Source organism: Pseudomonas sp. BT76 TE3572 (genome assembly GCF_050435365.1).
Classification (GTDB): domain Bacteria; phylum Pseudomonadota; class Gammaproteobacteria; order Pseudomonadales; family Pseudomonadaceae; genus Aquipseudomonas; species Aquipseudomonas fluorescens_W.
Window position 1 is genome coordinate 307237 of record NZ_JBNDKE010000001.1, and the last position, 24638, is coordinate 331874.

General features: G+C 61.6%; 20 protein-coding genes. 8 read left to right on the top strand and 12 right to left on the bottom strand.

Annotated features, from left to right (window positions below; translation table 11 throughout):
- The first annotated feature begins 7 nt into the window (after positions 1 to 7).
- The 5 genes from ABH912_RS01490 (at position 8) to ABH912_RS01510 (ending at position 6430) form a co-directional block, all read left to right on the top strand.
- The gene (locus ABH912_RS01490) at positions 8 to 1423 is read left to right on the top strand and encodes a Y-family DNA polymerase (RefSeq protein ID WP_429509379.1); all 1416 of its coding nucleotides are present in this window, start codon (positions 8 to 10) and stop codon (positions 1421 to 1423) included.
- Complete coding sequence (locus ABH912_RS01495; protein ID WP_429509380.1) at positions 1399 to 4497, top strand: error-prone DNA polymerase; 3099 nt, start codon at positions 1399 to 1401, stop codon at positions 4495 to 4497. Before ABH912_RS01490 ends, ABH912_RS01495 begins: the two co-directional genes overlap by 25 nt.
- 197 nt (positions 4498 to 4694) lie before the next feature.
- On the top strand, positions 4695 to 5369 hold the full coding sequence (locus tag ABH912_RS01500) for a CsgG/HfaB family protein (RefSeq protein WP_429512985.1): 675 nt from the start codon (positions 4695 to 4697) through the stop codon (positions 5367 to 5369).
- 60 nt (positions 5370 to 5429) lie between these two features.
- The gene (locus tag ABH912_RS01505) at positions 5430 to 5774 is read left to right on the top strand and encodes a DUF4810 domain-containing protein (RefSeq protein WP_429512987.1); all 345 of its coding nucleotides are present in this window, start codon (positions 5430 to 5432) and stop codon (positions 5772 to 5774) included.
- On the top strand, positions 5771 to 6430 hold the full coding sequence (locus tag ABH912_RS01510; protein WP_429509381.1) for a DUF799 domain-containing protein: 660 nt from the start codon (positions 5771 to 5773) through the stop codon (positions 6428 to 6430). The genes ABH912_RS01505 and ABH912_RS01510 overlap by 4 nt, the downstream gene beginning before the upstream one ends.
- Positions 6431 to 6675: 245 nt before the next feature.
- Here ABH912_RS01510 and ABH912_RS01515 read toward each other — a convergent pair whose 3' ends face one another.
- From ABH912_RS01515 to ABH912_RS01545, 7 genes are all read right to left on the bottom strand, one after another.
- Positions 6676 to 7338, bottom strand: a complete 663-nt coding sequence (locus ABH912_RS01515) for a flavin reductase family protein (RefSeq protein ID WP_429509382.1) — start codon at positions 7336 to 7338, stop codon at positions 6676 to 6678.
- Positions 7339 to 7350: 12 nt separating this feature from the next.
- Positions 7351 to 8838: an amidohydrolase family protein gene (locus ABH912_RS01520; protein ID WP_429509383.1), complete on the bottom strand. Its 1488-nt coding sequence runs from the start codon at positions 8836 to 8838 to the stop codon at positions 7351 to 7353.
- Positions 8835 to 10031 (bottom strand): amidohydrolase family protein, encoded by a 1197-nt coding sequence (locus ABH912_RS01525; RefSeq protein ID WP_429509384.1) that lies wholly within the window; start codon positions 10029 to 10031, stop codon positions 8835 to 8837. Before ABH912_RS01525 ends, ABH912_RS01520 begins: the two co-directional genes overlap by 4 nt.
- Before the next feature lie 155 nt (positions 10032 to 10186).
- Entirely contained in the window at positions 10187 to 11251 is a 1065-nt protein-coding gene (locus tag ABH912_RS01530; RefSeq protein WP_429512989.1) for an extracellular solute-binding protein, read from the bottom strand.
- Between the two features lie 39 nt (positions 11252 to 11290).
- Positions 11291 to 12079, bottom strand: a complete 789-nt coding sequence (locus ABH912_RS01535) for an ABC transporter permease (RefSeq protein ID WP_033061619.1) — start codon at positions 12077 to 12079, stop codon at positions 11291 to 11293.
- Positions 12076 to 12993, bottom strand: a complete 918-nt coding sequence (locus tag ABH912_RS01540) for an ABC transporter permease (RefSeq protein WP_429509385.1) — start codon at positions 12991 to 12993, stop codon at positions 12076 to 12078. The genes ABH912_RS01535 and ABH912_RS01540 overlap by 4 nt, the downstream gene beginning before the upstream one ends.
- Before the next feature lies 1 nt (position 12994).
- A complete protein-coding gene (locus ABH912_RS01545; protein ID WP_033061621.1) occupies positions 12995 to 14080 on the bottom strand; it encodes an ABC transporter ATP-binding protein in 1086 nt (361 codons plus the stop codon).
- Positions 14081 to 14220: 140 nt separating this feature from the next.
- On the opposite strand from ABH912_RS01545, the gene ABH912_RS01550 reads away from it, so the two are divergent.
- From ABH912_RS01550 to uvrA, 3 genes are all read left to right on the top strand, one after another.
- Positions 14221 to 14910: a GntR family transcriptional regulator gene (locus ABH912_RS01550; RefSeq protein ID WP_008154995.1), complete on the top strand. Its 690-nt coding sequence runs from the start codon at positions 14221 to 14223 to the stop codon at positions 14908 to 14910.
- Positions 14911 to 15230: 320 nt separating this feature from the next.
- The gene (locus ABH912_RS01555; protein WP_033061622.1) at positions 15231 to 17342 is read left to right on the top strand and encodes a hybrid sensor histidine kinase/response regulator; all 2112 of its coding nucleotides are present in this window, start codon (positions 15231 to 15233) and stop codon (positions 17340 to 17342) included.
- Positions 17343 to 17400: 58 nt separating this feature from the next.
- Positions 17401 to 20019, top strand: a complete 2619-nt coding sequence (uvrA, locus tag ABH912_RS01560; protein ID WP_033061623.1) for an excinuclease ABC subunit UvrA — start codon at positions 17401 to 17403, stop codon at positions 20017 to 20019.
- A 51-nt stretch (positions 20020 to 20070) separates the two neighbouring features.
- On the opposite strand, the gene ABH912_RS01565 is transcribed toward uvrA, so the two are convergent.
- From ABH912_RS01565 to ABH912_RS01585, 5 genes are read right to left on the bottom strand one after another with little or no spacing between them, the layout of a single operon-like run.
- Positions 20071 to 22014, bottom strand: coding sequence for a response regulator (locus tag ABH912_RS01565; protein ID WP_429509386.1), 1944 nt, complete (start codon positions 22012 to 22014; stop codon positions 20071 to 20073).
- Entirely contained in the window at positions 22004 to 22879 is an 876-nt protein-coding gene (locus ABH912_RS01570) for a sensor histidine kinase (protein ID WP_033061625.1), read from the bottom strand. The genes ABH912_RS01565 and ABH912_RS01570 overlap by 11 nt, the downstream gene beginning before the upstream one ends.
- The gene (locus ABH912_RS01575; protein WP_429512991.1) at positions 22872 to 23876 is read right to left on the bottom strand and encodes an ATP-binding protein; all 1005 of its coding nucleotides are present in this window, start codon (positions 23874 to 23876) and stop codon (positions 22872 to 22874) included. The genes ABH912_RS01570 and ABH912_RS01575 overlap by 8 nt, the downstream gene beginning before the upstream one ends.
- Positions 23873 to 24277, bottom strand: a complete 405-nt coding sequence (locus tag ABH912_RS01580) for an anti-sigma regulatory factor (RefSeq protein ID WP_033061626.1) — start codon at positions 24275 to 24277, stop codon at positions 23873 to 23875. Before ABH912_RS01580 ends, ABH912_RS01575 begins: the two co-directional genes overlap by 4 nt.
- Complete coding sequence (locus ABH912_RS01585) at positions 24274 to 24636, bottom strand: STAS domain-containing protein (protein WP_033061627.1); 363 nt, start codon at positions 24634 to 24636, stop codon at positions 24274 to 24276. The genes ABH912_RS01580 and ABH912_RS01585 overlap by 4 nt, the downstream gene beginning before the upstream one ends.
- Positions 24637 to 24638: the final 2 nt, after the last annotated feature.

Here is a 24638-nt window from a genome sequence, read left to right on the forward strand (position 1 = left end):
GGTTGCCATGCGCTGGGTGTGTATTCTCTTCCCGCAATTGGCGCTGGACGCGGTACTGCGTCAGCGCGCCGATCCCGATGAACCGCTGGCGCTGCTGATCGGCCCGGCCCAGCGTCGGGTATTGCAAGCGGTCAACGCTTCGGCGCGGGCGCTGGGCTTGCGTCCGGGTCAGTCGATGACCGCCGCCCAGGCCTTGAGCAAAGGGTTTGTCACGGCTGAATACGACGCTGCCGAGATCGAGCACTGGCAGCAGTTTCTGGCCGCCTGGGCTTATCGATTCAGTTCACAAGTCAGCGTGCATTACCCGCGTGCGGTGGTGTTTGAAATCGAGTCCAGCCTGGGATTGTTCGGCGCCTGGCCGCAATTCGAGGCGCGGTTGCGGACCGAGCTCGGCGAACTGGGGTTTCGCCATCGGATTGTTGCCGCGCCCAACCCGGTGGCCGCACGGGTGCTGGCCAACGCGTATGACGGTCTGGTGGTGCCCGACGATCAAGCCTTGCAACATCATCTAGGGCAGTTGCCCATCGACCGGATCGGGCTGGAAACCAGCGTTGCCACCGCGTTGTCGCGCATGGGGCTGCGCACTTTGGGTCAGGTTCAGGCGTTGCCTCGCCATAGCCTGGCCCGGCGTTTCGAGGCCCAGGTGCTCAAGCATCTGGACGCCTTGCTCGGGTTACGGCGGCTGGCGCTGGCGTTCTACCTGCCGCCGGACCGCTTCGATGTGCGCATCGAGCTCAACTTCGACGTGCAGTCCCATCAGGCGCTGCTGTTTCCGTTACGCCGATTGACCGGTGACCTGTCGGCGTTTCTTTGCGGTCGGGACAGCGGCGTGCAGCGTTTCGACCTGCACCTGGAACACGCCGGGTTGCCGGACACCGTCATCAAGGTCGGCCTGCTCAGTGCCGAACGTGATCCGGCGATGCTCTTTGAACTGGCCCGGGGCCGGTTGGAGCACGTACAGGTCGAGGCCCCGGTGCGTGGTTTTCGCCTGCGCGCCGAAGACTTGCCGGCCTTCGTTCCCCAGCGCCAGGAACTGTTCGACGACCGCCCGCAGCAGTCCTTGCCCTGGGAGCAACTGCGCGAACGCTTGCGCGCGCGGTTGGGGGATGACGCGGTGCAGGGCTTGCGGTTCCAGGCCGATCACCGGCCGGAATGCGCGTGGCAGGCCAGTGTCGACAGTCAGCGCTGTGCAGGGCTGCCTGGCGTGCAACGTCCGGGCTGGCTGCTGACTGAGCCGCTGGCGGTGCACGAAGGTTCGGCACGTATCCTGATGGGGCCGGAACGCATCGAGTCCGGTTGGTGGGACGGCGCCGATGTGCGTCGCGATTACTTCCTGATCGAAACCCGTTCCGGCCAGCAGGGCTGGGCCTATCGTGCGGTCGGTGAGGACGGCCCGTTGTGGCTGCAAGGCTGGTTCGCATGAGCATCGACTATGCCGAGCTGCACTGCCTGTCGAACTTCAGTTTCCAGCGCGGTGCTTCCAGTGCCCTCGAACTGTTTCAGCGGGCGAAAAAACAGGGTTATCAGGCCTTGGCGATCACCGATGAATGCACCCTGGCCGGTATCGTCCGCGCCTGGCAAGCGGCCAAATCCGTGGAGCTGCCACTGATCATCGGCAGCGAAGTACGCATCGAGAACGGTCCGAAACTGGTGTTGCTGGTGGAAAACCTCGAGGGTTACCAGACCCTGTGCCGACTGATTACCCGAGCCCGACGTCGCACGCAGAAAGGCCAGTATCAAGTGCTGCGGGAAGATTTCAGCGAACCTTTGCCGGGGCTGTTGGCGTTGTGGGTGCCGGACGCAGTCGATGATTTTGAACAGGGCCACTGGCTGAAACGGACCTTCGCCGAACGCCTGTGGCTGGCCGTCCAGCTGCATCGCGGCCAGGACGATAGCCGACGACTGACTGCGCTGCTGACCCTGGCAGGCGAACTGCGAATCCCTGCAGTGGCCAGCGGCGATGTGCACATGCACGCTCGTGGGCGGCGCGCCTTGCAGGACACCATGACTGCGATCCGTCATCACGTGCCGGTGGCGGAGGCCGGGCTGCGTCTTCATCCCAATGGCGAGCGGCATTTACGCAGTCTCGATGCGCTGCAATCGATCTACCCGCAAACACTGCTCGACGAAACGCTGAACATCGCCCGGCGCTGCACCTTCGACCTCGGTCAGTTGCGTTATCAATATCCCCGGGAGTTGGTGCCAGAAGGCCAGACCGCCACGTCCTGGCTGCGGCATTTGACCGAGGAGGGCATCGCGTGGCGCTGGCCAAAAGGCCCGCAGGCCCAGGTGCTGACGCAGATCGACAAGGAGTTGGAGCTGATCGCCGAGCTGGGCTACGAAAGCTATTTCCTGACGGTTCACGACATTGTGCGATTCGCCCGTGAGCAAAAAATCCTGTGTCAGGGCCGTGGTTCGGCGGCCAACTCGGCGGTGTGCTTTGCCTTGGGCATCACGGAAATCGATCCAGATCGCACCACGCTGTTGTTCGAACGCTTTCTCTCCAAGGAACGCAACGAGCCGCCGGACATCGACGTCGATTTCGAACACGAACGTCGCGAAGAAGTCTTGCAGTACGTGTTCCAGCGTTATGGCCGGACCCGCGCGGCGCTGACGGCGGTGGTCAGCACGTATCACGCGGCCGGCGCGGTGCGTGATGTGGCCAAGGCCTTGGGGTTGCCGCCGGATCAGATCAACGCCCTGGCTGATTGCTGTGGCCACTGGAGTGATGAAACACCGCCCGTGGAACGCCTGCTTGAAGGCGGGTTCGATCCCGAGAGCCCGGTGCTGCGCCGGGTGTTGAGCCTGACGGGGCAGTTGATCGGTTTCCCCCGACACCTGTCCCAGCACCCCGGTGGTTTCGTGATTTCCGAGCAGCCTCTGGACAGCCTGGTTCCGGTGGAAAACGCCGCCATGGCCGAGCGCACCATCATCCAGTGGGACAAGGACGACCTCGATGCCGTCGGGCTGCTCAAGGTGGATATCCTGGCGTTGGGCATGCTCAGTGCGATTCGCCGCTGCTTCGATCTGTTGCGCCGTCATCGCCATCGGGACTTGAGCCTGGCAACGATCCCGGCCGAAGACTCGCCAACCTACGACATGATCGGCCGTGCCGACACCATTGGCGTGTTTCAGATCGAGTCCCGGGCGCAGATGTCGATGTTGCCGAGGCTCAAGCCCCGGACCTTCTATGACCTGGTGATCGAGGTGGCGATCGTCCGTCCGGGGCCGATCCAGGGCGGGATGGTGCATCCGTACCTGCGACGCCGAAACAAGGAAGAACCGGAGATCTATCCGTCGCCGGCACTGGAAACCGTGCTCAAGCGCACCCTGGGCGTGCCGCTATTCCAGGAACAAGTGATGCAGATTGCGATTGTCGCTGCCGACTACAGCCCCGGCGAGGCCGATCAGTTGCGCCGTTCCATGGCCGCCTGGAAACGCCACGGCGGGCTGGAACCGCACAAGGATCGCCTGGCCGCCGGGATGAAGAAAAACGGTTACACGGCCGAGTTTGCCGCGCAGATCTTCGAGCAGATCAAAGGCTTTGGCAGTTATGGTTTTCCCGAATCCCACGCCGCCAGTTTCGCCTTGCTGACCTACGCCAGTTGCTGGTTGAAATGCCACGAGCCGGCAGCCTTCGCCTGTGCGCTGATCAACAGCTGGCCCATGGGCTTCTACAGCCCGGACCAGATTCTGCAGGACGCGCGCCGGCATCATTTGCAGATTCGCCCGGTGGACGTGCGCGCCAGTGACTGGGATTGCAGCCTTGAACCGATCACCGGAGCTCAACCGGCGATTCGCATGGGGTTGCGGATGATCAAGGGCTTTCGCGAGGACGATGCCCGGCGCATCGAAGCCGCACGGTCGAAGGGGGCGTTTATCGACATTGCCGACCTCGGCGAACGAGCGCGACTCGACGCCCGTGCCCAGGAGCAACTGGCCGATGCCGGTGCGCTGCGTGGCCTGGCGGGTGATCGTCATCGGGCTCGATGGGAAGTGGCGGGTGTGCAGAAACAGCTCGGTTTGTTTGCCGGTCTGCCGAGTCAGGAGGAGGGCGCGGTGTGTTTGCCCAAACCCACCGTCGGCGAGGACCTGCTAGCCGATTACAACAGTGTCGGCACCACGCTTGGCCCGCATCCGCTGGCTCTTTTGCGCGGTGAATTGAAAGCCCGGCGCTGCCGCAGTTCGAAGGAACTGCTGGAGGTCGAGCATGGGCGACCGGTCAGTGTCGCCGGGCTGGTGACCGGTCGACAACGTCCGGGCACCGCCAGTGGTGTGACCTTTGTCACCCTTGAAGATGAGTTCGGCAACGTCAACGTCATTGTCTGGCGCGATCTGGCCGACCGGCAGCGCCAGGTGTTGGTCGGCTCGCAATTGCTCAAGGTCGACGGGCGCTGGGAAAAGGAAGGCGAAGTGCGGCATTTGATTGCCGGACGGTTGAGCGACCTCAGTCCTTTGCTCGACGGAATCAGTGTGCGTAGCCGTGATTTCCGTTGAACCCGACCTGATCGTTACCACGCCTAACATTTAATACTGTCTTCAATGATGGCACTTTGGCATAATGCCGGCCGCCGACGTCCCGCACGTCGATTGTCGATTTGATTCCCCCTCGCTTTTTTTGCCGCTGCAACCCGCAGTGGCAGGCTATTGCCGTGCCGGGATAAACCGTTTTTCAAAAGGAATGCGCAGTGAGAATGATCTCTCGGATGTTGGTATCGGCGGCAGCGGTTGCCGTCTTGGGTGCGATGGCTGGGTGTGCGACCGAAAGCTCGCGCGCCTTGCCGGTAGAAAAGGTCGAAAGCGCCAGCCTCGCTTATGCCGGCGTTCGCGTACCCATGGCGGTCGGCAAGTTCGACAACCGCTCGAGCTACATGCGCGGGATCTTTTCCGACGGTGTGGATCGCCTTGGCGGTCAGGCCAAGACCATCCTGATCACTCACTTGCAGCAAACCAACCGCTTCAGCGTGCTGGATCGCGACAACATGGGCGAGATCCAGCAAGAGGCCGCGATCAAGGGCCAGTCCCAGCGCCTCAAGGGGGCTGACTTTGTGGTCACCGGTGATGTCACCGAGTTCGGCCGCAAAGAGACTGGCGATCACCAGTTGTTCGGCATTCTTGGCCGCGCCAAGACCCAGGTGGCCTACGCCAAGGTCAACCTGAACATCGTCAATATCAGCACCTCGGAAGTGGTTTATTCGACTCAGGGCGCGGGCGAATACGCCTTGTCCAACCGTGAAGTCATCGGCTTTGGCGGTACCGCTTCCTACGATTCGACCCTCAACGGCAAAGTGCTCGACCTGGCCATGCGCGAGGCGATCAATCGTCTGGTGGACGGCATGAATGCCGGTGCATGGAAACCGGGCAACTGATCAAGGTCGATGACAAGGAGCGGTACAAGCATGTTCAAGGTTTATGCGAAATGGGCGCTGATGGCGTCGACCGTGTTGGTCAGTGGTCTGTTGGCCGGCTGCAACAGCGGCCCGAAAACCCTTTACCAGTGGGAAAGCTACCAGCCGGAAGTCTACGAGTACTTCAAGGGTGAAGAGCCCAAGGAAGCTCAGGCCGAAGCCCTCGAGCGCGACCTGCAGAAGATCAGGTCCACCGGCAAGACGCCGCCACCCGGCTACCACGCTCATTTGGGCCTGTTGTACCTGAGCATGGGCAAGGACGATCAGATGGTGCAGCAATTCAGAACCGAGAAGACGTTGTTCCCCGAGTCGACGCCGTACATGGACTTTCTGCTTAAAAACGCCAAGACCGGAGACGTCCAATGATCGCGCGCTCATTGAAACTGATGGCCGGGCTACTGGCACTGGCGGTGCTCGGTGGCTGCGTCAGCCCCAAGACCGTGGACTATTCGGCCTACAAGCAAAGTCGTCCGAAAACCATTCTGGTGCTGCCGCCGCTGAACAACTCGCCGGACGTCAAGGCGTCCTACAGCCTGTTGTCGCAGGTCACGTACCCGTTGGCTGAAGCCGGTTACTACGTGCTGCCGATCGCCCTGGTCGATGAGACGTTCCGCCAGAATGGCCTGACCACGCCGGCGGATATCCATCAGGCACCGGCCAATAAACTGCAAGAAATCTTCGGTGCCGATGCTGCGCTGTACATCACCGTGACGGACTACGGCACTCGCTACATGATCATCAGCAGCGAAACCGTGGTGACGGCCAGCGCGAAACTGGTGGACCTCAAGAGCGGCACCACCCTGTGGACCGGTTCGGCCCGGGCTTCGAGCGAGGAGGGCGGTAACAACGGTGGCGGCGGTTTGATTGGCATGCTGATTACGGCGGCGGTCAAGCAAGTGATCAACAGTTCCAACGATGCCGGCCACCCGATTGCCGGTGTGACCAGCGCTCGGCTGCTGTCGGCAGGACAACCGGCGGGCTTGCTGTACGGGCCGCGTTCGCCGAAATACGGCACTGACTGAGATCGTTCGCACGCTCGCGGGCCACCCCTCACCCTAACCCTCTCCCCAGGGGGTAGAGGGGACTGACCGAGGTGTGTGGCGAAATTCATCGACCTGTTAATTCGAGTCGATTATGGATTCAGAACAAATATTTCAGGTCGCCGTATACCGTGAGATACCCACGACCAGTCCCCTCTCCCTCCGGGCGGTCCGACGTTTCGGGAGGGTTAGGGTGAGGGGTGGATCTACCTGACACAGCACAAGTCTCACTTACTCAGCGGCCAAAACCGCTCGCCACCCCCCGGCGCCTCCGTCCACGCCTGCAACGAGCGTGTCGGCAAATCGAAATAATCGCGCGTACGCGCATACCTATGCCCACCCATCCGGCCAATCGCATCGAGCCCGAGCTGATCGATATACAAGGTTTTCGGGTCGATCAATTCATCCCGCACATGCGCCATCAACACCTCCCCAAAGATAATCTCCCGTGACTGCCCGATGGACAGCGCCATCATCCGCCGACACTCCAACGCGACCGGTGCTTCGCCAATCCGTGGGCATTTGACCGTGGTGCCGGGAATGGCGGTGAGGCCGGCGGCTGTCAGCTCGTCGAAGCCAGGGGCGAACGGCACGGCGCAGACGTTCATGGCTTCCACCAGGGCATCGCTGACGATGTTCACGGTGAATTCCTGGTTGAGCTGGATATTGCGCGTGGTGTCCTTGGGGCTTTGGTCGCCGTAGTTTTCCACGCCCAACGCGAGGATTGGCGGGTCGGCCGAGAGGGCGTTGAAGAAGCTGAAGGGCGCCGCGTTGATCCGACCTTCGCCGTCGATGGTGGTGACCAGGGCAATCGGCCGTGGCACCACGCTGCCGATCAGAATCTTGTACTTGTCTCGCGGGCTCAATTGGCTGAAGTCAAAGCTTTGCATGGGCAGAGTTCTCTAAAGAAGTGGATCAATCGCGCTCAGCGGCGCGTCTGCGCTGTAGTCGTCAGCGAACGGGATGGCCGGTTTGAACAGGCCTTTCCAGTCCGGTTGACCGAAGGCCCGGTCGCTGTGGCTGCGCATCAGTTTTTCGAATTGTTGTTGGGCCTGGCGTTGCAGGGCGGGGTAGTCGACGCCTTGAACCTGACCGTCTTGCATCACGCAGCGGCCGTCGATGTAGCTGGCGATGCAGTCGTCACCGCGCCCGGCCAATACCAGGTTTTTCAGTGGGTCGAACAGCGGGCCCAGGTGCAGACCACGAAGATTGAACACTGTGATGTCGGCCTTGGCGCCCGGTGCCAAGCGGCCCAGATCATCACGGCCCAAAGCCTTGGCGCCGCCGAGGGTGGCGGCGTTGTACAAATCCAGGGTGCTGGTGAGCGAGTTGCCGCCCTCCATCAATCGCGCGATGTTCAGACCCTGACGCATGTTCTCCAACAAATCCGCTGGCCAGGTATCGGTGCCCAAGGCGAAGTTAATGCCCTTGGCCCGATAGCGACCGAAAGAGTTCAGCGCCTCGCCATCACGGGCAAACACCACCGGGCAATGCACCAGACTTGCGCCGCCATCCACCACGCGTTGCAGATCGTCATCGCCTGAGGTGTAGAGGCCGTGGGGCAGCAGACTGCGTGGGGTCAACAGATCCAGTTGCTGCAACCAGCCCAGCGGCGAAGTACCGCGCAGTTGTTCGACCATCGCCACCTCACCGAGCCCTTGGCAGCAATGCAAACGCATCGGCGCGTTCAGTTCCAGGCTGAGCGCGGCGGTGCGTTGCAGCAGGGCCGGGGTGCAGGTCTGGATGCGGTCCGGCAGCAGCGCGCCGCGAATCAAACCCTCGTGCGCACCGTCGAAATCATGGAAAAACCGAACAGCCGCATCGAGCCCGGCCATGCCTCGCGCTTCATCCCTGTGATGCCCGAGGCTTCCATCGGCGCGCCAGTAACTCATGCCGCTCATGTAGCAGGGGCCGAGGTAAGTCCGCAGCCCCAACTCGGCCGCCACACCGGCCACCGCAGAAAACTCGTCGTAGGTTTCGGCCCACTCGCGGTAATACATCGAGGTGATCGGCATGGCGGTGGTGATGCCGTTGCGGATCAGCTGAGTGAAGGCGTAACGGTATTTGAAGACTTCTTCATCAGGGCTGTAACTCTCTCTCGGGCCCGCCGCCAGGTAGTCCTCGGACCACATTCGGCCCATGTCGCGTTCATCGCCGTTGTCCAGCGTCAGCACCGTCGAATCAAGATCCCCGAGGGCATCCAGATCGATGAAGCCCGGACCGATCAACGCGTTGCCGTAATCAATCCACTGATCCACCGGCCCCGGATAATCACGTCCGACAAACACGATGCGCGAACCTTCGAACACCACTTCGCCGTCGCGCCACAGCACGTGCTGCGTGCCGTCGAACCCAACGACGCAACTGGCTTTCAATCCAATCCTTTTCACAAGCGACTTTCCAGCAGTCGGCCACCGGAGGCGATCAACTCACCGCCGCGATAAACCTGGCGCACCGGACGCGAAACCACCGCTTCACCCAGCGTCTGCACCGGCATCAGCAGAAAGTCCGCCGGCGCACCGATCTCCACTCCATAACCTTCACAGCCCAACGCCCGAGCGCCATTCAACGTCGCGGCTTCGAACGCCGCCGTCAGTTCATCGTCCTTGTTCAAGTCGAAACGAAAGGCCAGCAGCATCGCCCGTTCCAGCATGTCGCCGTTGCCCATGGGCGACCAGGCATCGCGAATGCCGTCCGAACCCAGGCACACGTTCACCCCGGTCTCGCGCAACGCAAGGAACGGCGGCACCGCGCAATCGGCCGGCGCCGAACTCATCAGGGAAATGCCCAGTGCCGCCAGGCGTTCAACCACCGGCTTGACCTGGCTCCACGGCAGCATCCCCAGGCAGTAGGCGTGGCTGATCATCACCCGACCCTGAAGCCCGAAACGTTCGGTGTAGTCGGCGATCAGTGCGATCTGCCACAGGCCCAGTTCGCCTTTGTCGTGCAGGTGAATGTCGACGCCACGCTCGAATTCACTGGCCAGTTTGAACACGAAGTCGAGCTGGGCGATGGGGTCGTTGTCGATGCCGCACGGGTCGAGGCCGCCGACGTTTTCCACGCCCAGCGCCATGGCTTCGCGCATCAGTTCGGCGGTGCCGGGGCGGCTGATCAGGCCGGTTTGCGGGAACACCACCAGTTGCAGGTCGATCAGGTCGCGGTAGCCTTCGCGCAGCTGTTGCATGGCTTCGACGTGGCGCAGGCCGAATTCCGGGTCGATGTCGACGTGACAACGCATCGTCAGCGAGCCACGGGCGATGCAGTTTTCCAGCAGCGCACCAGCGCGTTGGGCAATCGGTGCCTGGACTTCACGCAGCACGCGGCGCTCGTTGGCGATGTAGTCCTTGAGCGTCGGGCCGGCGCTGTTCGGGCGCCAGGGTTGGCCCCAGAGGGTTTTGTCGAGGTGGACGTGGCTTTCAACCAGGGCAGGGGTGAGGAGCTGGTTTTGGCCATCGATGTCGGTGGTGGTCAGGGCCGCAGTCGATGCCGGGCGGCGTTGCTTGAACAGGCCGTTTTCGATCAGCAGGTCTTCGGCGGTTGAACCGTAGGGCCGCACATTGCGCAGCCAGCGGGGTTGGGTCATATCGAACCTCAAATTTTATGGTGTATTCGCTGGCCTCTTCGCGGGCAAGCCTCGCTCCTACAGTTCGTTGTCGATCACAACGTTGCGATTCAACCCGAATCCTGTAGGAGCGAGGCTTGCTCGCGATGGCCGCGACGCGGTCTCAAGTCAGGCAATCAACCCTTGAGCTTCGACCAGATCCGGTCCTGCAGCTCTCGCGCCTTGTTGCTGCATTCTTTCTCCGGGCGCAGGCGCGAGGCGAACTCGTCGGGCATGTTGATCGCGTCCATCACCCGCCATTTGGCGTCGATCAGCTTGTCGCTCTGGATGCCATTGGCGTAGGCGATGGCGTTGGACACGGCGGCGGCGTTTTCCGGCTTCATCATCCAGTCGATGAAGATCTTCGCGTTGCCAGGGTGCGGGGCGCTTTTCGGTACGGCGAAGTTGTCCTGGAACATCGCCAGGCCTTCGCGCGGGTACACGTACTTGATGGTGCTTTTTTGCAACGTGGCCCGGGCGGTGGAGCCGTTCCAGTTCTGCATCATGATCACTTCACCGGAGGCCATGCGGTCGACAGTGTTGTCCGAGCTGTACATCTTCAAGTGCGGTTTCTGTTTTTGCAGCAGCTCCAGAATGCGCTTGGCGTCCTGCGGGTTTTCGCTGCATTCGTCGACGTTCAGGTAATGGCTGGCGGCGTTGATCACACTGCTGGAGGTGTCGAGGGCGGCGAGTTGGCCTTCGAGTTCCTTGCGCGGTTCGAAGAACTCTTTCCACGAGTCGTCCAGTTTGCCGCCGGGCACCCGCGCACTGTCATAGGAAAACCCGGTGGTGCCCCAAAGGTACGGGGCGGAGAACTTGCGGCCCGGGTCGAAACCCGGGTCGCGGAACGCCGGTTTGACGTACTGGAAGTTGGGCAGGGTCGACGCGTCGATTTGCAGCAGCAGGTTCTGGTTGATCAACGTGCGCATGATCGACTGCGACGGCACGATCACGTCATACGCCGCGCCGCCAGCCTGCAGCTTGGCCAGCAGGGTTTCGTTGCTGTCGTAGCCGTCCATGGTGACCTTGATTCCGGTCTCCTTTTCGAACTTGGCCAGCAGATCCACCGGGTAGTAGTCGGTCCAGTTGTAGAAGAACAATTCCTTGGGTTCGGCGGCCTGCGCGGTGAACACGCTGAAGCAACTGAGGGCCAGACCGGCGACGCCGTAACGCATGCTTTTGAAGATCGTGTTTTTCAACATCATGGTTTTACGCTCCGAAAGTACCGCGAAGGAAAAGGCTCATTGGTTTTTGCCGCGCTGTCCCAGCCAGAAGGCCAGCACCACCAGCACGATGGAAATCACCAGCATCAGGGTCGAAATCGCGTTGATCTCCGGCGTGACGCCGGACTTGATCGCCGAGAAGATGTACACCGGCAACGTCGTCGAACCGGGTCCGGCGACGAAGAAGGTCATGATGAAATCGTCGAGGCTGACCACGAACGCCAACACCGAACCGGACAGCACCGCCGGCCATAACAACGGCAAGGTCACCCGACGAAATACTTGCCACGGGTTGGCGTACAAATCGTTCGCCGCCTCCAGCAAGCTCTTGTCGAGGTCATTGAGCCGCGCCCGGATCGGCAGGTAGGCGAACGGAATGCAGAAGCCGATGTGCGCGACGATCACCGTCAGCAAACCGAGCTTGATCCCCAGCGCCATGAACAGCAGCAGCGTGGCCACGGCGGTGACGATCTCCGGCAGGATCAGCGGCAGGTTGATCCCGCCCTCGACCATCTTCTGTCCATAGAACGGCCGGTACGTCGCCAGTGCTGCGAGCAAGGCAATGGCCGTGGCACACACCGTGGCGATGCCGGCGACGATGATCGAGTTCAGCGCGGCGGTCTGGATCGACGGGTTGGCCAGAATCCTTGCGTACCAGGCAAAGGAGAACTCGGTCCACACCGTGGCCGAACGGTTGGCGTTGAAGCTGTAGGCGATCAGCACGAAGATCGGCACGTACAGATAGGCCAGGATCAACAGGCTGACTTCGCGGGTCAGGGGCAGTTTTTTCAGGTGCAGGGCGATCATGCGGTGGCTCCCCGACGCAGGGTCTTGGCGGTGCTGCGGCTATAAAGGGCGTAAAGCACCAGGGACAGCAGCAGAATCCCCAGCAGCAGGAACGACAGCGAACTGCCCAGCGGCCAGTTGCGCGCGGTGCCGAACTGTTGCTGGATCAGGTTGCCGATCATCAGCGTCTTGCCGCCGCCGAGAATCGCCGGGGTGATGAAGGCACCGAGACTCGGCACAAACACCAGCAGCGCGCCGGCAATCACGCCGGGCATCGACAGCGGCAGGATGATCCGCCGCAACGCGTGCCAGCGATTGGCGCCGAGGTCGTAAGCCGCTTCCACCAGACGCCAGTCGAGTTTTTCCAGGGTCGAGTAGATCGGCAAAATCATGAACGGCAGGAAGCTGTAGACCAGCCCGACGCTGACCGCGAAGTCGTTGTAGAGCAGGGTGATGCCACCGGCCTGGGGGAACAGCGCATTGATGCTTTGGGCGACCCAGCCATGTTCGCGCAGGATGATCAGCCACGCGTAGTTGCGGATCAGCAGGTTGGTCCAGAACGGGATGGTGATCAGCAAGACCATGAGGTTGCGCCGACGCGGTGTCAGGCTCGACATCCACAACGCCACCGGGAAGCCGAACAGGAAACACAGCAACGTGGTGCCTCCGGCCTGGAACACCGAGCGCAACAGGGCCTGGGCGTAGACCCAGTTCAGCTCCAGTTCACCGTCGAAACCTTCCTGGAAAAACAGCTGCACGTAGCTTTGCAATTGCCAGTCGGCCTGCCAGTCGACGCCGCCATACACATTGCGCGGCAACAGGCTGATGTAGCCCATGATGCCGAGCGGGATGGCAATCAACGCCAGCAAAGTCAGAACCACCGGGCTGAGCAACAGCGCACGGTTGAGGGCGGGAGAAGTGCTGCTGACGCTCATCTCAGGCCTCCATCAACAGGCAGGCGTGGGGTGGCAGGTTGACCGCAACGCGATCGCCTACAACCCGGCCGCGGTTCAGGCCTTCGTTGTTCTCGCGCAACATGACCTTGATGTCGTTGTTCAACCGGCACTGATAAAGGGTCGCGGTGCCGACATACAACACCGCTTCAATCACGCCGCGCAGGTGATGCGGTTGGGCCAGGTCGACCAGTTGCGAGCGTTCCGGGCGGAACGCCAGTTGCACTTTGGTGCCGTCGAAGCCTTGAGCCGGGCAAGGGATTTCCACCGGCATGCCGTTCGGCACGAACAGTTTTTCGTTCTGCTGGCCGCGCTTGAGGTGGCCGGGGAGGAAGTTGATGTCGCCGATAAACTGCGCAACGAATTGGTGCTGCGGCCGTTCGTAGATATCGTTCGGAGTGCCGATTTGCAGGATCTTGCCGGCGGACATCACGGCGATACGGTCGGACAGGGTCAGCGCTTCTTCCTGATCGTGGGTGACGAAAATGAAGGTGATCCCGGCTTCCTTCTGTACGCGCTTGAGTTCGACCTGCATTTCCTTGCGTAGCTTCAAGTCCAGCGCCGACAGCGGTTCGTCGAGCAACAGCACTTTGGGTTTCGGTGCCAGCGCCCGGGCCAGGGCCACGCGCTGTTGCTGACCACCGGACAATTCGGCCGGTTTGCGCTGGGCCAGGTGTTGCATTTGCACCAGCGCCAGCATCTCATCGACCCGTTGCGGGATGAGCTTGCGATCAAGACCCTGCATCTCGAGGCCGAAGGCGATATTCTGCGCGACGCTCATGTGTGGAAACAGCGCGTAGCTCTGGAATACTGTGTTGACCCGGCGCTTGAACGGTGGCAAATCATTGACCGGCTCGCCCGCCAGACGAATCTCGCCCTCGCTGACCTGTTCGAAGCCGGCGATGGTGCGCAGCAGGGTGGTCTTGCCGCAGCCGGAAGGGCCGAGCAGGGTGAAGAATTCATTGTCGGCAATGTCGACTGAAACGTTGTCGAGGGCTGGAGCCAGCCCCGGATCGTCGGAATACCGCTTGGAGACGTTACGCACTTCGATTGCTGTTGGATGACCCATAATGGTGCATTCCTCTAATTATTGTATGCAATATCTGGATGCAATCTAGAAATAACCGGATTAATCTGCTCGTGCAACCCCCTTTTTCAAAGGCTGCTCATCGCCTGGGGCCGGTTGTTTAGCGCTAAAGGAGTGTTCAGATGACCGAGAAAAAACTCGAGACCACGGTCGACCGCGTCTACCAAGGGGTTTACGAGGCGATCAGCAAACGTTCATTGCGTCCCGGGATGAAGCTCGGCGAAGCGTCATTGGCCGAACTTTTTAATGTCAGCCGGACGTCGGTTCGTGCCGCGCTCAAACAGTTGGAGGCCGATGGCCTGGTCACAACCGAGCCCAACAAAGGGGCGTCGGTGTCGTTGCCCAGTGATGAGGAGATCCGCTCGCTGTTTGAAACGAGGCGCCTGATCGAGATCGGCATCGTCACCGAGCTCTGTCGTCGTCGTGATACCGCCGTCACCCAGGACCTGCGTGATCACCTGTTACTGGAGGATGAAGCGCACCGCAGCGGCGACCATGAACGGCTGATTCATTTGCTCGGCGAATTCCATATCAAGCTCGCGCAAAGCCTGAACAACCCAGTGTTGCTGGACTGGTTCCGCAAGCTGATTTCCCGCGCCTCGCTGTACGCCGCCGCGCTGGATGACGACAGCCACGAGGCTTGCCGCGACGACGAACACCTGCGGCTGATCGAGTACATCGAAGCCGGCAACCAGAGCGCCGCCATCGAACTGACTTGCATGCATTTGAATGGCATCGAGAAGGCAATCCTCGACGTCGCCGCCACGCTGAAAACCGGCTACCACCCGCTCAAGCACCTGATTGAGGTCTAGCCACGCTGAAACCGTGTAGCAGCTGCCGAGCCTGCGAGGCTGCGTTCGGCTGCGAAGCAGTCGTAAAACCTGCATGCGAGTTTGTCCTGACACACCGAGGTGTTTGAATTCACGACGGCTTCGCCGCCGAACGCAGCCTCGCAGGCTCGGCAGCTGCTACAAAACCCTCAGGGCAACCCACAAAAATCTGCAGATCAAGAATCAGCTAACCTCTATGAAACCATTGGCGACGGCGATGCTCGAAAACAAACGGGCACGCACCGTCCTCATGCCGTTGCGATCCCTTAAGCCAGTCATCTACAGGGATACAGAGTCAGTCGATGCAGTTTCTAGACGATAGCCATGGGTGTGCAGGCTGGAACGGTGAAATGGCCGGGCGCATCCGCGCGTTCGACTGGAGCCTGACCGAGCTTGGGAACATGGACACCTGGCCCAGAAGCCTGTGCAGCGCGGTGCAGTTGATGCTCGCGTCGCCACTGCCGATGGTGATGCTGTGGGGCCGGCCGGGTTACATGATCTATAACGACGCGTATTCGAAATTTGCCGGTGGTCGCCATCCTTACCTGTTGGGTTCCCCGGTGGAACTGGGATGGCCGGAAGTCGCCGAATTCAATCGGCATGTGGTCGACACCTGCCTGGCCGGCGGCACCTTGTCCTATCGCAACAAAGTCCTGGAGTTGCTGCGCGACGGGGTTCCCGAAGACGTCTGGCTGGACCTCTATTACAGCCCGGTCGCTGATGACGACGGGAAACCGGCCGGGGTGATGGCGATGGTGGTCGAGACCACCGAGCATGTGATCTCCGAACGCCGCCGACAGGCCGCCGAGGACGCCTATCACGCCGACAACGAACGGGTGCGCCTGGCACTCAATGCCGGGGCTTTGCTCGGCTCGTTCGTCTGGGACATCAAAGACAATGTGCTGTCCGGCGATGAGCGTTTCGCCCGCACCTTTTCCTACCCGCCGGAGCAAAACCTCGCCGACCTGCCAATGGACATCGCCGCAGCACGGATCCATCCCGATGACCGCAGCTGGGTGGAGGAGCAGATCAACCAATCAGTGGAAACCGGCGAACCGTTTAACGCCGAGTATCGGGTCCTGCGCCCGGATGGCAGTTATCTGTGGGTGCTGGCGAGTGGGGGCTGCGAGTTCAATGAGCAGGGCGAACCGTTGCGTTTTCCCGGGGTGTTGATCGATATCCACGAACGCAAGATCGCCGAAGAATCACTGCTCAAGTTCACCCGCAATCTGGAGCAACGCGTTGCCGACGAAGTCGAAGCGCGGCTGGCCGCTGAAGAACAATTGCGTCAATCGCAGAAACTCGAAGCCATCGGCGGCCTCACCGGCGGCGTGGCCCATGACTTCAACAACCTGTTGCAGGTGATCGCCGGCAACCTGCACTTACTAGCGCGGCATGAGCCGGACAACGCCAACGTGCAGCGCCGGGTCAGCGCTTCGATTGCCGCGGTTGAACGTGGCGCCAAACTGTCTTCGCAATTGCTCGCGTTCGCCCGTCGTCAGCCCTTGTCGCCAGCGGTCTGCGACCTGCGGCAGGTCTTCGATGGGCTCGGGGAATTGTTGCAGCGGGCGCTGGGGGAAACCATCCAGATCAATGTCAGCACGGTCGAAGCCCTTTGGCACATCTACGTGGACCACAATCAACTGGAAAACGCCATCCTCAATCTGGCGATCAATGCCCGTGACGCCATGAAGGGCGAGGGGATCATTGACCTGAGCGCCGAGAACGTTGTCCTTGATCGCAAGTTTTGTGCAGGCAAGGGCATCGCCGCTGGCGACTATGTCTGCGTAGCGGTGGCTGACAAGGGGGTTGGCATGTCGCCGCAGGTGCTCGCCCAGGCTTTCGAACCGTTTTTCACCACCAAGGCCGACGGCCAGGGCACGGGGCTGGGGCTGAGCATGGTGTTCGGTTTCGTCAAGCAGAGTGACGGGCATATCGAGATTTCCAGCGTGGTCGGGCAGGGCACTCGGGTGCAGCTGTATTTCCCGCGCAGCCGGCGCCCGATGCTCAACGAAACGACACGTCATGACCCGCAACAGCGAGGCGGACACGAAACCATTCTGGTGGTCGAGGACAACGAGGCGGTGCGCAGTTCAGCAGTGGAGTTACTGAGCGAAGAAGGTTATCAAGTGCTGACGGCGGCCAACGGTGACGCCGCGATGCAGATGTTGCTGGATGGCGCCGTGGTCGACCTGATTTTCACCGACGTGGTTATGCCCGGCCTGATCAAAAGCTCGGACCTGGCCGCCTGGGCCAAGGTGCAGACGCCGCCGGTGGCCGTGCTGTTCACCTCGGGCCACACCCGTGACATTATTTCGCGCAATCACCAACTCAGCCCCGACACTTACTTGCTGAGCAAACCTTATGGCCCCGAGGCGCTCACCCAAATGGTACGCACCGTGCTCAACGGCTAACCCTCTACGCGCTGATCGTTCGTCAGAATTCTTTCCGCTATCTAACCAAGGCTGGTCCATGACTTCCAACCCTCCCTCCGGCATGGTCAGGGTGCGCGGCGCCCGGGAACACAATCTCAAAAACGTCGATGTCGACATCCCCCGGGATGCCCTGGTGGTGTTCACCGGCGTGTCCGGCTCGGGCAAGTCGTCGCTGGCGTTCTCGACCCTCTACGCCGAAGCGCAACGCCGCTATTTCGAATCCGTGGCGCCTTATGCGCGGCGTCTGATCGATCAGGTCGGGGTGCCGGACGTCGACTCTATTGAAGGCTTGCCACCGGCGGTGGCGCTCCAGCAACAACGGGGAACGCCGAGTACGCGCTCTTCGGTGGGCAGCGTGACGACGTTGTCGAGTCTGATCCGCATGCTGTACTCCCGGGCCGGCAGTTATCCGCCGGGGCAGCCGATGCTCTATGCCGAAGACTTTTCGCCCAACACGCCCCAGGGCGCGTGCGCTGAATGTCATGGATTGGGACGGGTGTATGAAGTCACCGAAGCCCTGATGGTCCCGGACCCGAGCCTGACCATTCGCCAGCGCGCGGTCGCCTCCTGGCCCACCGCCTGGCAGGGACAGAACCTGCGCGACATCCTGGTGACGATGGGCTACGACGTCGATAAACCCTGGCGCGATCTGCCGAAAAAACTGCGCGACTGGATTCTCTTCACCGAAGAAACACCCACGGTGCCGGTGTATGCCGGGCTCACCCCCGAAGAAACCAAAATCGCGCTCAAACGCAACATGGAACCGAGTTACCAGGGCACGTTCACCGGTGCCCGACGCTACATCCTGCACACCTTCAGCCATTCCCAAAGCGCGCTGATGAAGAAGCGCGTCTCGCAATTCATGCTTGGCAGCCCGTGCCCGTTGTGCGACGGCAAACGGCTCAAGCGCGAGGCGTTGTCGGTGACCTTTGCCGGTTACGACATCGGCGAACTGTCGCAGATGCCGTTGCTGCAAGTGGCCGAAGTCTTGAGACCAGTGGCCGCTCACAGCTACCTCGAACAGACCGAGGCGGCGGGCGAAGTATTGACGCACGAGCAGACCCGCGAGGCCCGCGAGCAACGAGTGGCCCACGGCGCCAGTGGTCACGCCAACGCGCCGGATGTCCGCCACACACCGAACCTGTCAGTGGAGAAACGCCTGGCCGCGCAGCGGATCGCTCAGGACTTGCTGGAACGGGTCAGCACGTTGACCGACCTGGGGCTCGGTTACCTGGCGCTGGAACGCAGCACGCCGACGCTGTCGTCCGGCGAGTTGCAGCGTCTGCGCCTGGCGACGCAATTGGGTTCGCAGTTGTTCGGCGTGATTTACGTGCTGGATGAACCGTCGGCCGGATTGCACCCGGCGGATGGCGAAGCATTGTTCGAAGCGCTGCAACGCCTGAAGGCTGCCGGCAACACCTTGTTCGTGGTCGAACATGACCTGGAAACCATGCGCCGCGCCGACTGGTTGATCGACGTTGGCCCGGCGGCCGGCGAGCATGGCGGCCAGATCCTGTATAGCGGACCACCGCCGGGGTTGGCGCAGGTGACGAACTCGCAGACGCGCGCTTATCTGTTCGCCGAGCAAGTCACTCAGCCCCAAGCCAGCCGCAAGGCGAACGATTGGCTGCGGCTCGAAGGCATCACCCGCAATAACCTGAACAACCTCAGCGTCGAGTTTCCGCTGGGCTGTTTTACCGCGGTGACCGGCGTCTCCGGTTCCGGTAAATCAAGTCTGGTCAGTCAGGCGCTGCTGGAACTGGTGGGCGCGCATCTCGGGCGCGCGGCAAGTGACAGCGAGCCAGAAGCGTTGAGCCTTGAAGACGACGCACCGCAAATGAGCGGCGGTCAAGTCACGGCGGGGCTGGAATCGATCAAGCGCCTGGTGCAAGTCGATCAGAAACCCATCGGCCGCACGCCACGCTCAAACCTGGCGACCTACACCGGGCTGTTCGACAACGTGCGCAAACTGTACGCCGCCACTCCTGAAGCGCAGGCCGAGGGTTACGACGCGGGCCAGTTTTCCTTCAACGTCGCCAAGGGCCGTTGCCCGACGTGCGAAGGTGAAGGCTTTGTCAGCGTCGAGTTGCTGTTCATGCCCAGCGTCTATGCACCGTGCTCAACCTGCCACGGCGCGCGCTACAACCCCGAGACGCTGGCGATCATCTGGCAAGGGTTGAACATCGCCCAGGTGTTGCAACTGACGGTGGACGAGGCGGTCACGGTGTTTGCCGAGCAACCGGGTATTCGCCGCTCGCTGGAAGTGCTGCGCGATATCGGCCTGGGTTACCTGCGCCTCGGCCAACCGGCGACCGAGCTGTCGGGCGGTGAAGCCCAACGGATCAAACTGGCCACCGAGCTGCAACGCAACCAGCGCGGGGCCACGCTGTATGTGCTCGACGAGCCCACCACGGGTTTGCACCCAAGGGATGTCGATCGCTTGCTCGAACAGTTGAATACGCTGGTGACGGCGGGGCATACGGTGATCGTCGTCGAACATGAAATGCGCGTGGTGGCGCAGAGTGACTGGGTGATCGACATCGGCCCGGGGGCGGGGGATCAGGGCGGGAAGATTGTCGTGGCGGGCACGCCGCAGAAAGTTGCCAACAGCAAAAAGAGCCGGACGGCACCGTTTTTGGCCAGAACCTTGGGCTAAATCAAAAGATCGTCCGAACGCGGCCCGAACCTTCGGACGATCTTTTGATCTTTAAGCGCTGTCGAGCGTGCGCCGCACCTTGGCCAGCAGTTCATTGATCTGGAACGGCTTGATCAGCATCTCCATGCGATCGCCGAGGAACACCTGACGGTTGATCGCGGTTTCGGCATAACCGGTCATGAACAGGATCGGCAGCTTTTCGCGCCAGCCCCGTGCCACATCGGCCAGCTCGCGGCCGCTCATGCGCGGCAGTCCGACGTCTGTCAGCAGCAGGTCGATGGACTCATCGTTTTGCAGGCGCTCAAGGGCACCTTCGATGTCGCCCACCTGAGTGCAACGGTAACCGGCATCCACCAACACTTCGGCCACGAACATGAGCACCGACGGCGTGTCCTCGACGATCAACACATGTTCGCCGGCACCCTGAGGATCGACGGTGGCTGGTACGAGTTCGCCGGCCGTAGGGCTGGAACTGGCCGGCAGCATAATCGTCACTTCGGTGCCGCGCCGGGCGACGCTGCGGATGTGCGCATCGCCACCTGATTGCCGGGCGAACCCGTAGATGGTCGACAACCCCAGCCCGGTGCCCTGGCCCAGCGGCTTGGTGGTGAAAAACGGTTCGAACACCTTGTCGATCACGCTGTGTTCGATACCGGTACCGTCATCGCGCACCGACAACGCGACATACGCACCATCGGCCAGATTGGGGTCGCCATGGGAATAGGCGGCATAGGTGCTGACCCAAATGTTGCCGCCCTGGGGCAAGGCATCGCGAGCGTTGATCACCAGATTGAGCATCGCACTTTCGAGCTGAATGGGGTCGACCAGGGCGATGGCGGGTTTAGTGGTCAATTCGAGTTTCAGCGCGATGCGCTCGCCGATCGTGCGCACCAGCAATTCTTCAAGGGAGCGCACATGTTCGTTGATGTCCACGGGCCGGGTATCGAGAGGCTGTTGGCGCGCGAAAGCGAGCAGGCGATGGGTCAGGGACGCGGCACTCATGGCCGAGTTCAAGGCGGCTTCGGCGTAGAACTGAACCTTGTCGGTGCGTGAGGCGGCGATCCGTTTCTGGATCAGTTCCAGGCTGGTGATGATGCCGGTCAGCAAGTTGTTGAAGTCGTGGGCGATGCCCCCGGTCAGCTTGCCCAGTGCATCCATTTTCTGCACTTGCAGCAGCTGAGCTTCGGTTCGCGCTCGCTCGGCGACTTCTTTGGCCAACTGGGTGGTGGCGTCGTCCAGCCGGGCCAGGTGCGAGCGTTCGCGGTGACGGTGTTCAGTGACATCCTCGACAAACACCAGGCTCAGTTCCGGCGTGCGGTACGGCGAAATCTGCCACTCGGTTTCGCGAACCTCACCGTGGACCCGCATGTTCAGCGTGCCTTTCCAACGCTCGCCATAGGCCAGGCGCAGACGCAGTTCCTCGATGACGATGTCCTGATCCTCGGCAAAGCACTCGCGCAAGGTGTCCGGGTTGAGATTGTTCTGAATCAGCTGCGCGAAGGCATGGTTGCATTCATGCACCTTCAACTCGGCATCCAGCACCGCAATGGGCGCCGAGACATTGACAAAGATTTCCCGAAACCGCGCCTCGCTTTCGCGCAGGGCATTTTCGGTATCACGCACCCGCAGCAAGGTGCGCAAGGTCGCGAGCAGTACATCCGGATCTATCGGGTGGATCAGGTAGGCATCGGCACCCGCGTCCAGGCCGGTAATGATGTCGCCGGTCTGGATCGAGGCCGCCGAGACGTGAATCACCGGTAGCAGGGCAGTGGCGGGTTCGGCGCGCAATTTACGCACGATGTCGAAGCCGCTCATGTCTGGCAGATTGACGTCGAGGATCAGCGCGTCGATCGTCACGCTGTCGATCAGCTCCAGGCCGTCGGTGCCGGTGCCGGCTTCGAGCACTTCATAGCCGTGGCGCTCCAGGCGTCGGCGCAGGGCGTAGCGCGTGGCGACGTTGTCGTCGACGATCAGCAAACGGATGTCACGCTTCATCGACGGGCTCCAAGGCGATGGCCAGAGGGATGATCACGAAAAAGGTCGAGCCTGTGCCCGGCGTGCTCTGAACCCCGACGTCGCCACCCAGCAGCTGCGCGAAGCGTTTGCACAAGGACAGTCCGAGCCCGGTGCCGCGAAGGCGCTTTTGCAACGGTGAGTCGACCTGAGAGAAGTCCTCGAACAATCCGTCATGTAGCTGCGGGGCGATGCCTATTCCGGTATCGCTGACGGCGAAGCGCACGTGGTCGCAGCCCTCCAGCCGGGCCGAGACCCGGACTTCCCCGCGGGTGGTGAACTTCAACGAGTTGGAAATGAAGTTGCGCAGGATCTGCGCGAGTTTCTTGTCATCGGTGTACAGCTTGGGCAGGCCCACCGGTTCTTCGAAAATCAGGTCCACGGCGCTGGCGTCGACAATCGGTCGAAACATGCCGCGCAGGGCGGCGAACAGGTCGAGCATGTCGAACCAGGCGGGTGAAATGGTGATGCGCCCGGCTTCGATTTTCGCCAGGTCCAGCAGGTCGTCGACCATGTCGCTCAACTCGCGCGCGGCAACGCTGACGAAGGCCACCTGTTTATGCTGTTCGGGGCTCAGGGGACCGTCGAGCTCATCGGTCAGCAGGCTGGTGATGCTCAGAATCGAGCCCAGTGGCGTGCGGAATTCATGGCTCATGTACGACAGAAAACGGCTTTTGAGGTCCGAGGCCTGACGCAACTGTTCGGCCTGGGTGTCGAGCTCGGCGTACAGCGCCAGAACGCCCTGGTTGGTCTCATCCAGTTCTTCGCGCAAGGCACAGGCTTCGGCCTGCAACTGCGCAACCAGCGCCGCTTGTTCGTCAATCTGACTCATGGGTGACTCAGCCATGGACGGCCTCCAGAGCAATGACCAACACCGTGACATCGTCTCGTCCACGGCAGAAATCGCGGTGCAGAATGGCGGCAATCACCGCGGGATGGCGGTGCACCAGGCCGGGGTAATCTTGCAGGTTCCAACGGGACTGCAGGCCATCGCTGTACATGATCAACAAATGTCCGTTCACTTGAGCATAGTCAAAGGGTTGCGCCTTTCGGTATTGGCCGCCGACGATGCCGGGGTGGGAGGCCAGGCCGCGGGTTTTGTCGGGTGCGATCAGGCAGGCGCCAATGTTGCCGATCCCGACGAATTTCAGATGGTCACCGTCGAACTGCGCGATCGCCAGGGCACCTCCGCGGGTGCCGGTCATGGCTTGATGAATGTCCTCAAGCAACAGCATGGGTGAGGCGAAGGGCGACAGGGCGAAAGTCTTTTCGCCGGCGCGGGCGGCACGTTCGGCTTCTTCGCCATGCCCCAGGCCATCGATCACCAAGGCGCTGATGCGTGTCCCATCGAATGCCAGGTGCCAGACATCACCGCAGGCAGGATCGTTGCGCAGCGAATGCTGGCTGACGCCGACTCGCCGGTCCGGGGCCTTGTCGCTGCGCGGATACAGCCGCGTCAGCAGCACGGCACCCCGTGAGTCGGCATAGACGTCGAACACTTCCGTCTGGCGCGACACGGCTCCAAGTCCGATGCCCTGGGTGCCGCGGGTGGAAAATCCGTCGGTCAGGCATGCGTGCAAATCAAAGCCTTGGGCGCGGTCCACGGCGAGCATTTCGATCCCCGCGCCTGACGCTCGAGGCAAGATCCGAAGGTGCAGTTCACCGCGAGCGGCGTGCTTGAGAATGTTGCTGGCCAGCTCGGTAGCCACCAGCGCCACACGTCCGGCATCGGTGGCGTCGAAGCCATGTTCTTCTGCAAGTTTCTGCGCCGTGCGCCGCGCATGGCCGACTTGGCTGCTGTCTTCGATGGGCAGCACTTGCGTCATTGAACCTGCCATATTCATGTCCATCGGGTGATCGTGATGCGAGTGCCTTTGCCGGGCGTGGTCTCGAGTTCGAACTCTTCCACCAGCCGCTTGGCGCCGGTCAGGCCCAGCCCCAAGCCGTTGCCGGAGGTCCAGCCGTCGGTCATCGCCAGTTTGACGTCGGCAATGCCCGGCCCTTCGTCGCGGAAGGTCAGGCGCAGGCCGGTACGTGTGTTTTCGTCAAGGATTTGCCAGTCCATCTCGCCACCACCGCCATAGACCATGGTGTTGCGTGCCAGCTCACTGACTGCCGTCACCAGTTTGGTCAGGTCGATCAGGCGCATGCCGCACTCGGTGGCCAACTTGCGCGCCGTCTGCCGAGCCAGCACCACGTCCTGTTCGATGTGAATCGGCTGAGTGCCGCTGCTGCGCACGGTCATTGCTCACGTACTCGTTCCTGTAGCAGTTTCATGCCGCGCTCGACATTCAGCGCAGTACTGACGCCGGGCAGGGTCAGGCCAAGCTCAACCAGGGTGATGGCAACGGCAGGTTGCATGCCGACCAGTACGGTCTGGGCATCCATGATTTTCGACAGGCCGGAGATGGTGCCGATCATCCGGCCAATGAAAGAGTCGACCATGTCCAGCGCAGAGATATCGATCAGCACGCCGTGGGCCGACGTCTTGCTGATGCGCTCCGACAGGTCGTCCTGAAGGGTCAGGGCCAACTGGTCATGCATGTCGACCTGGATGGTCACCAGCAGGAAGTCGCCCATTTGCAAAATCGGAATGCGCTCCATCG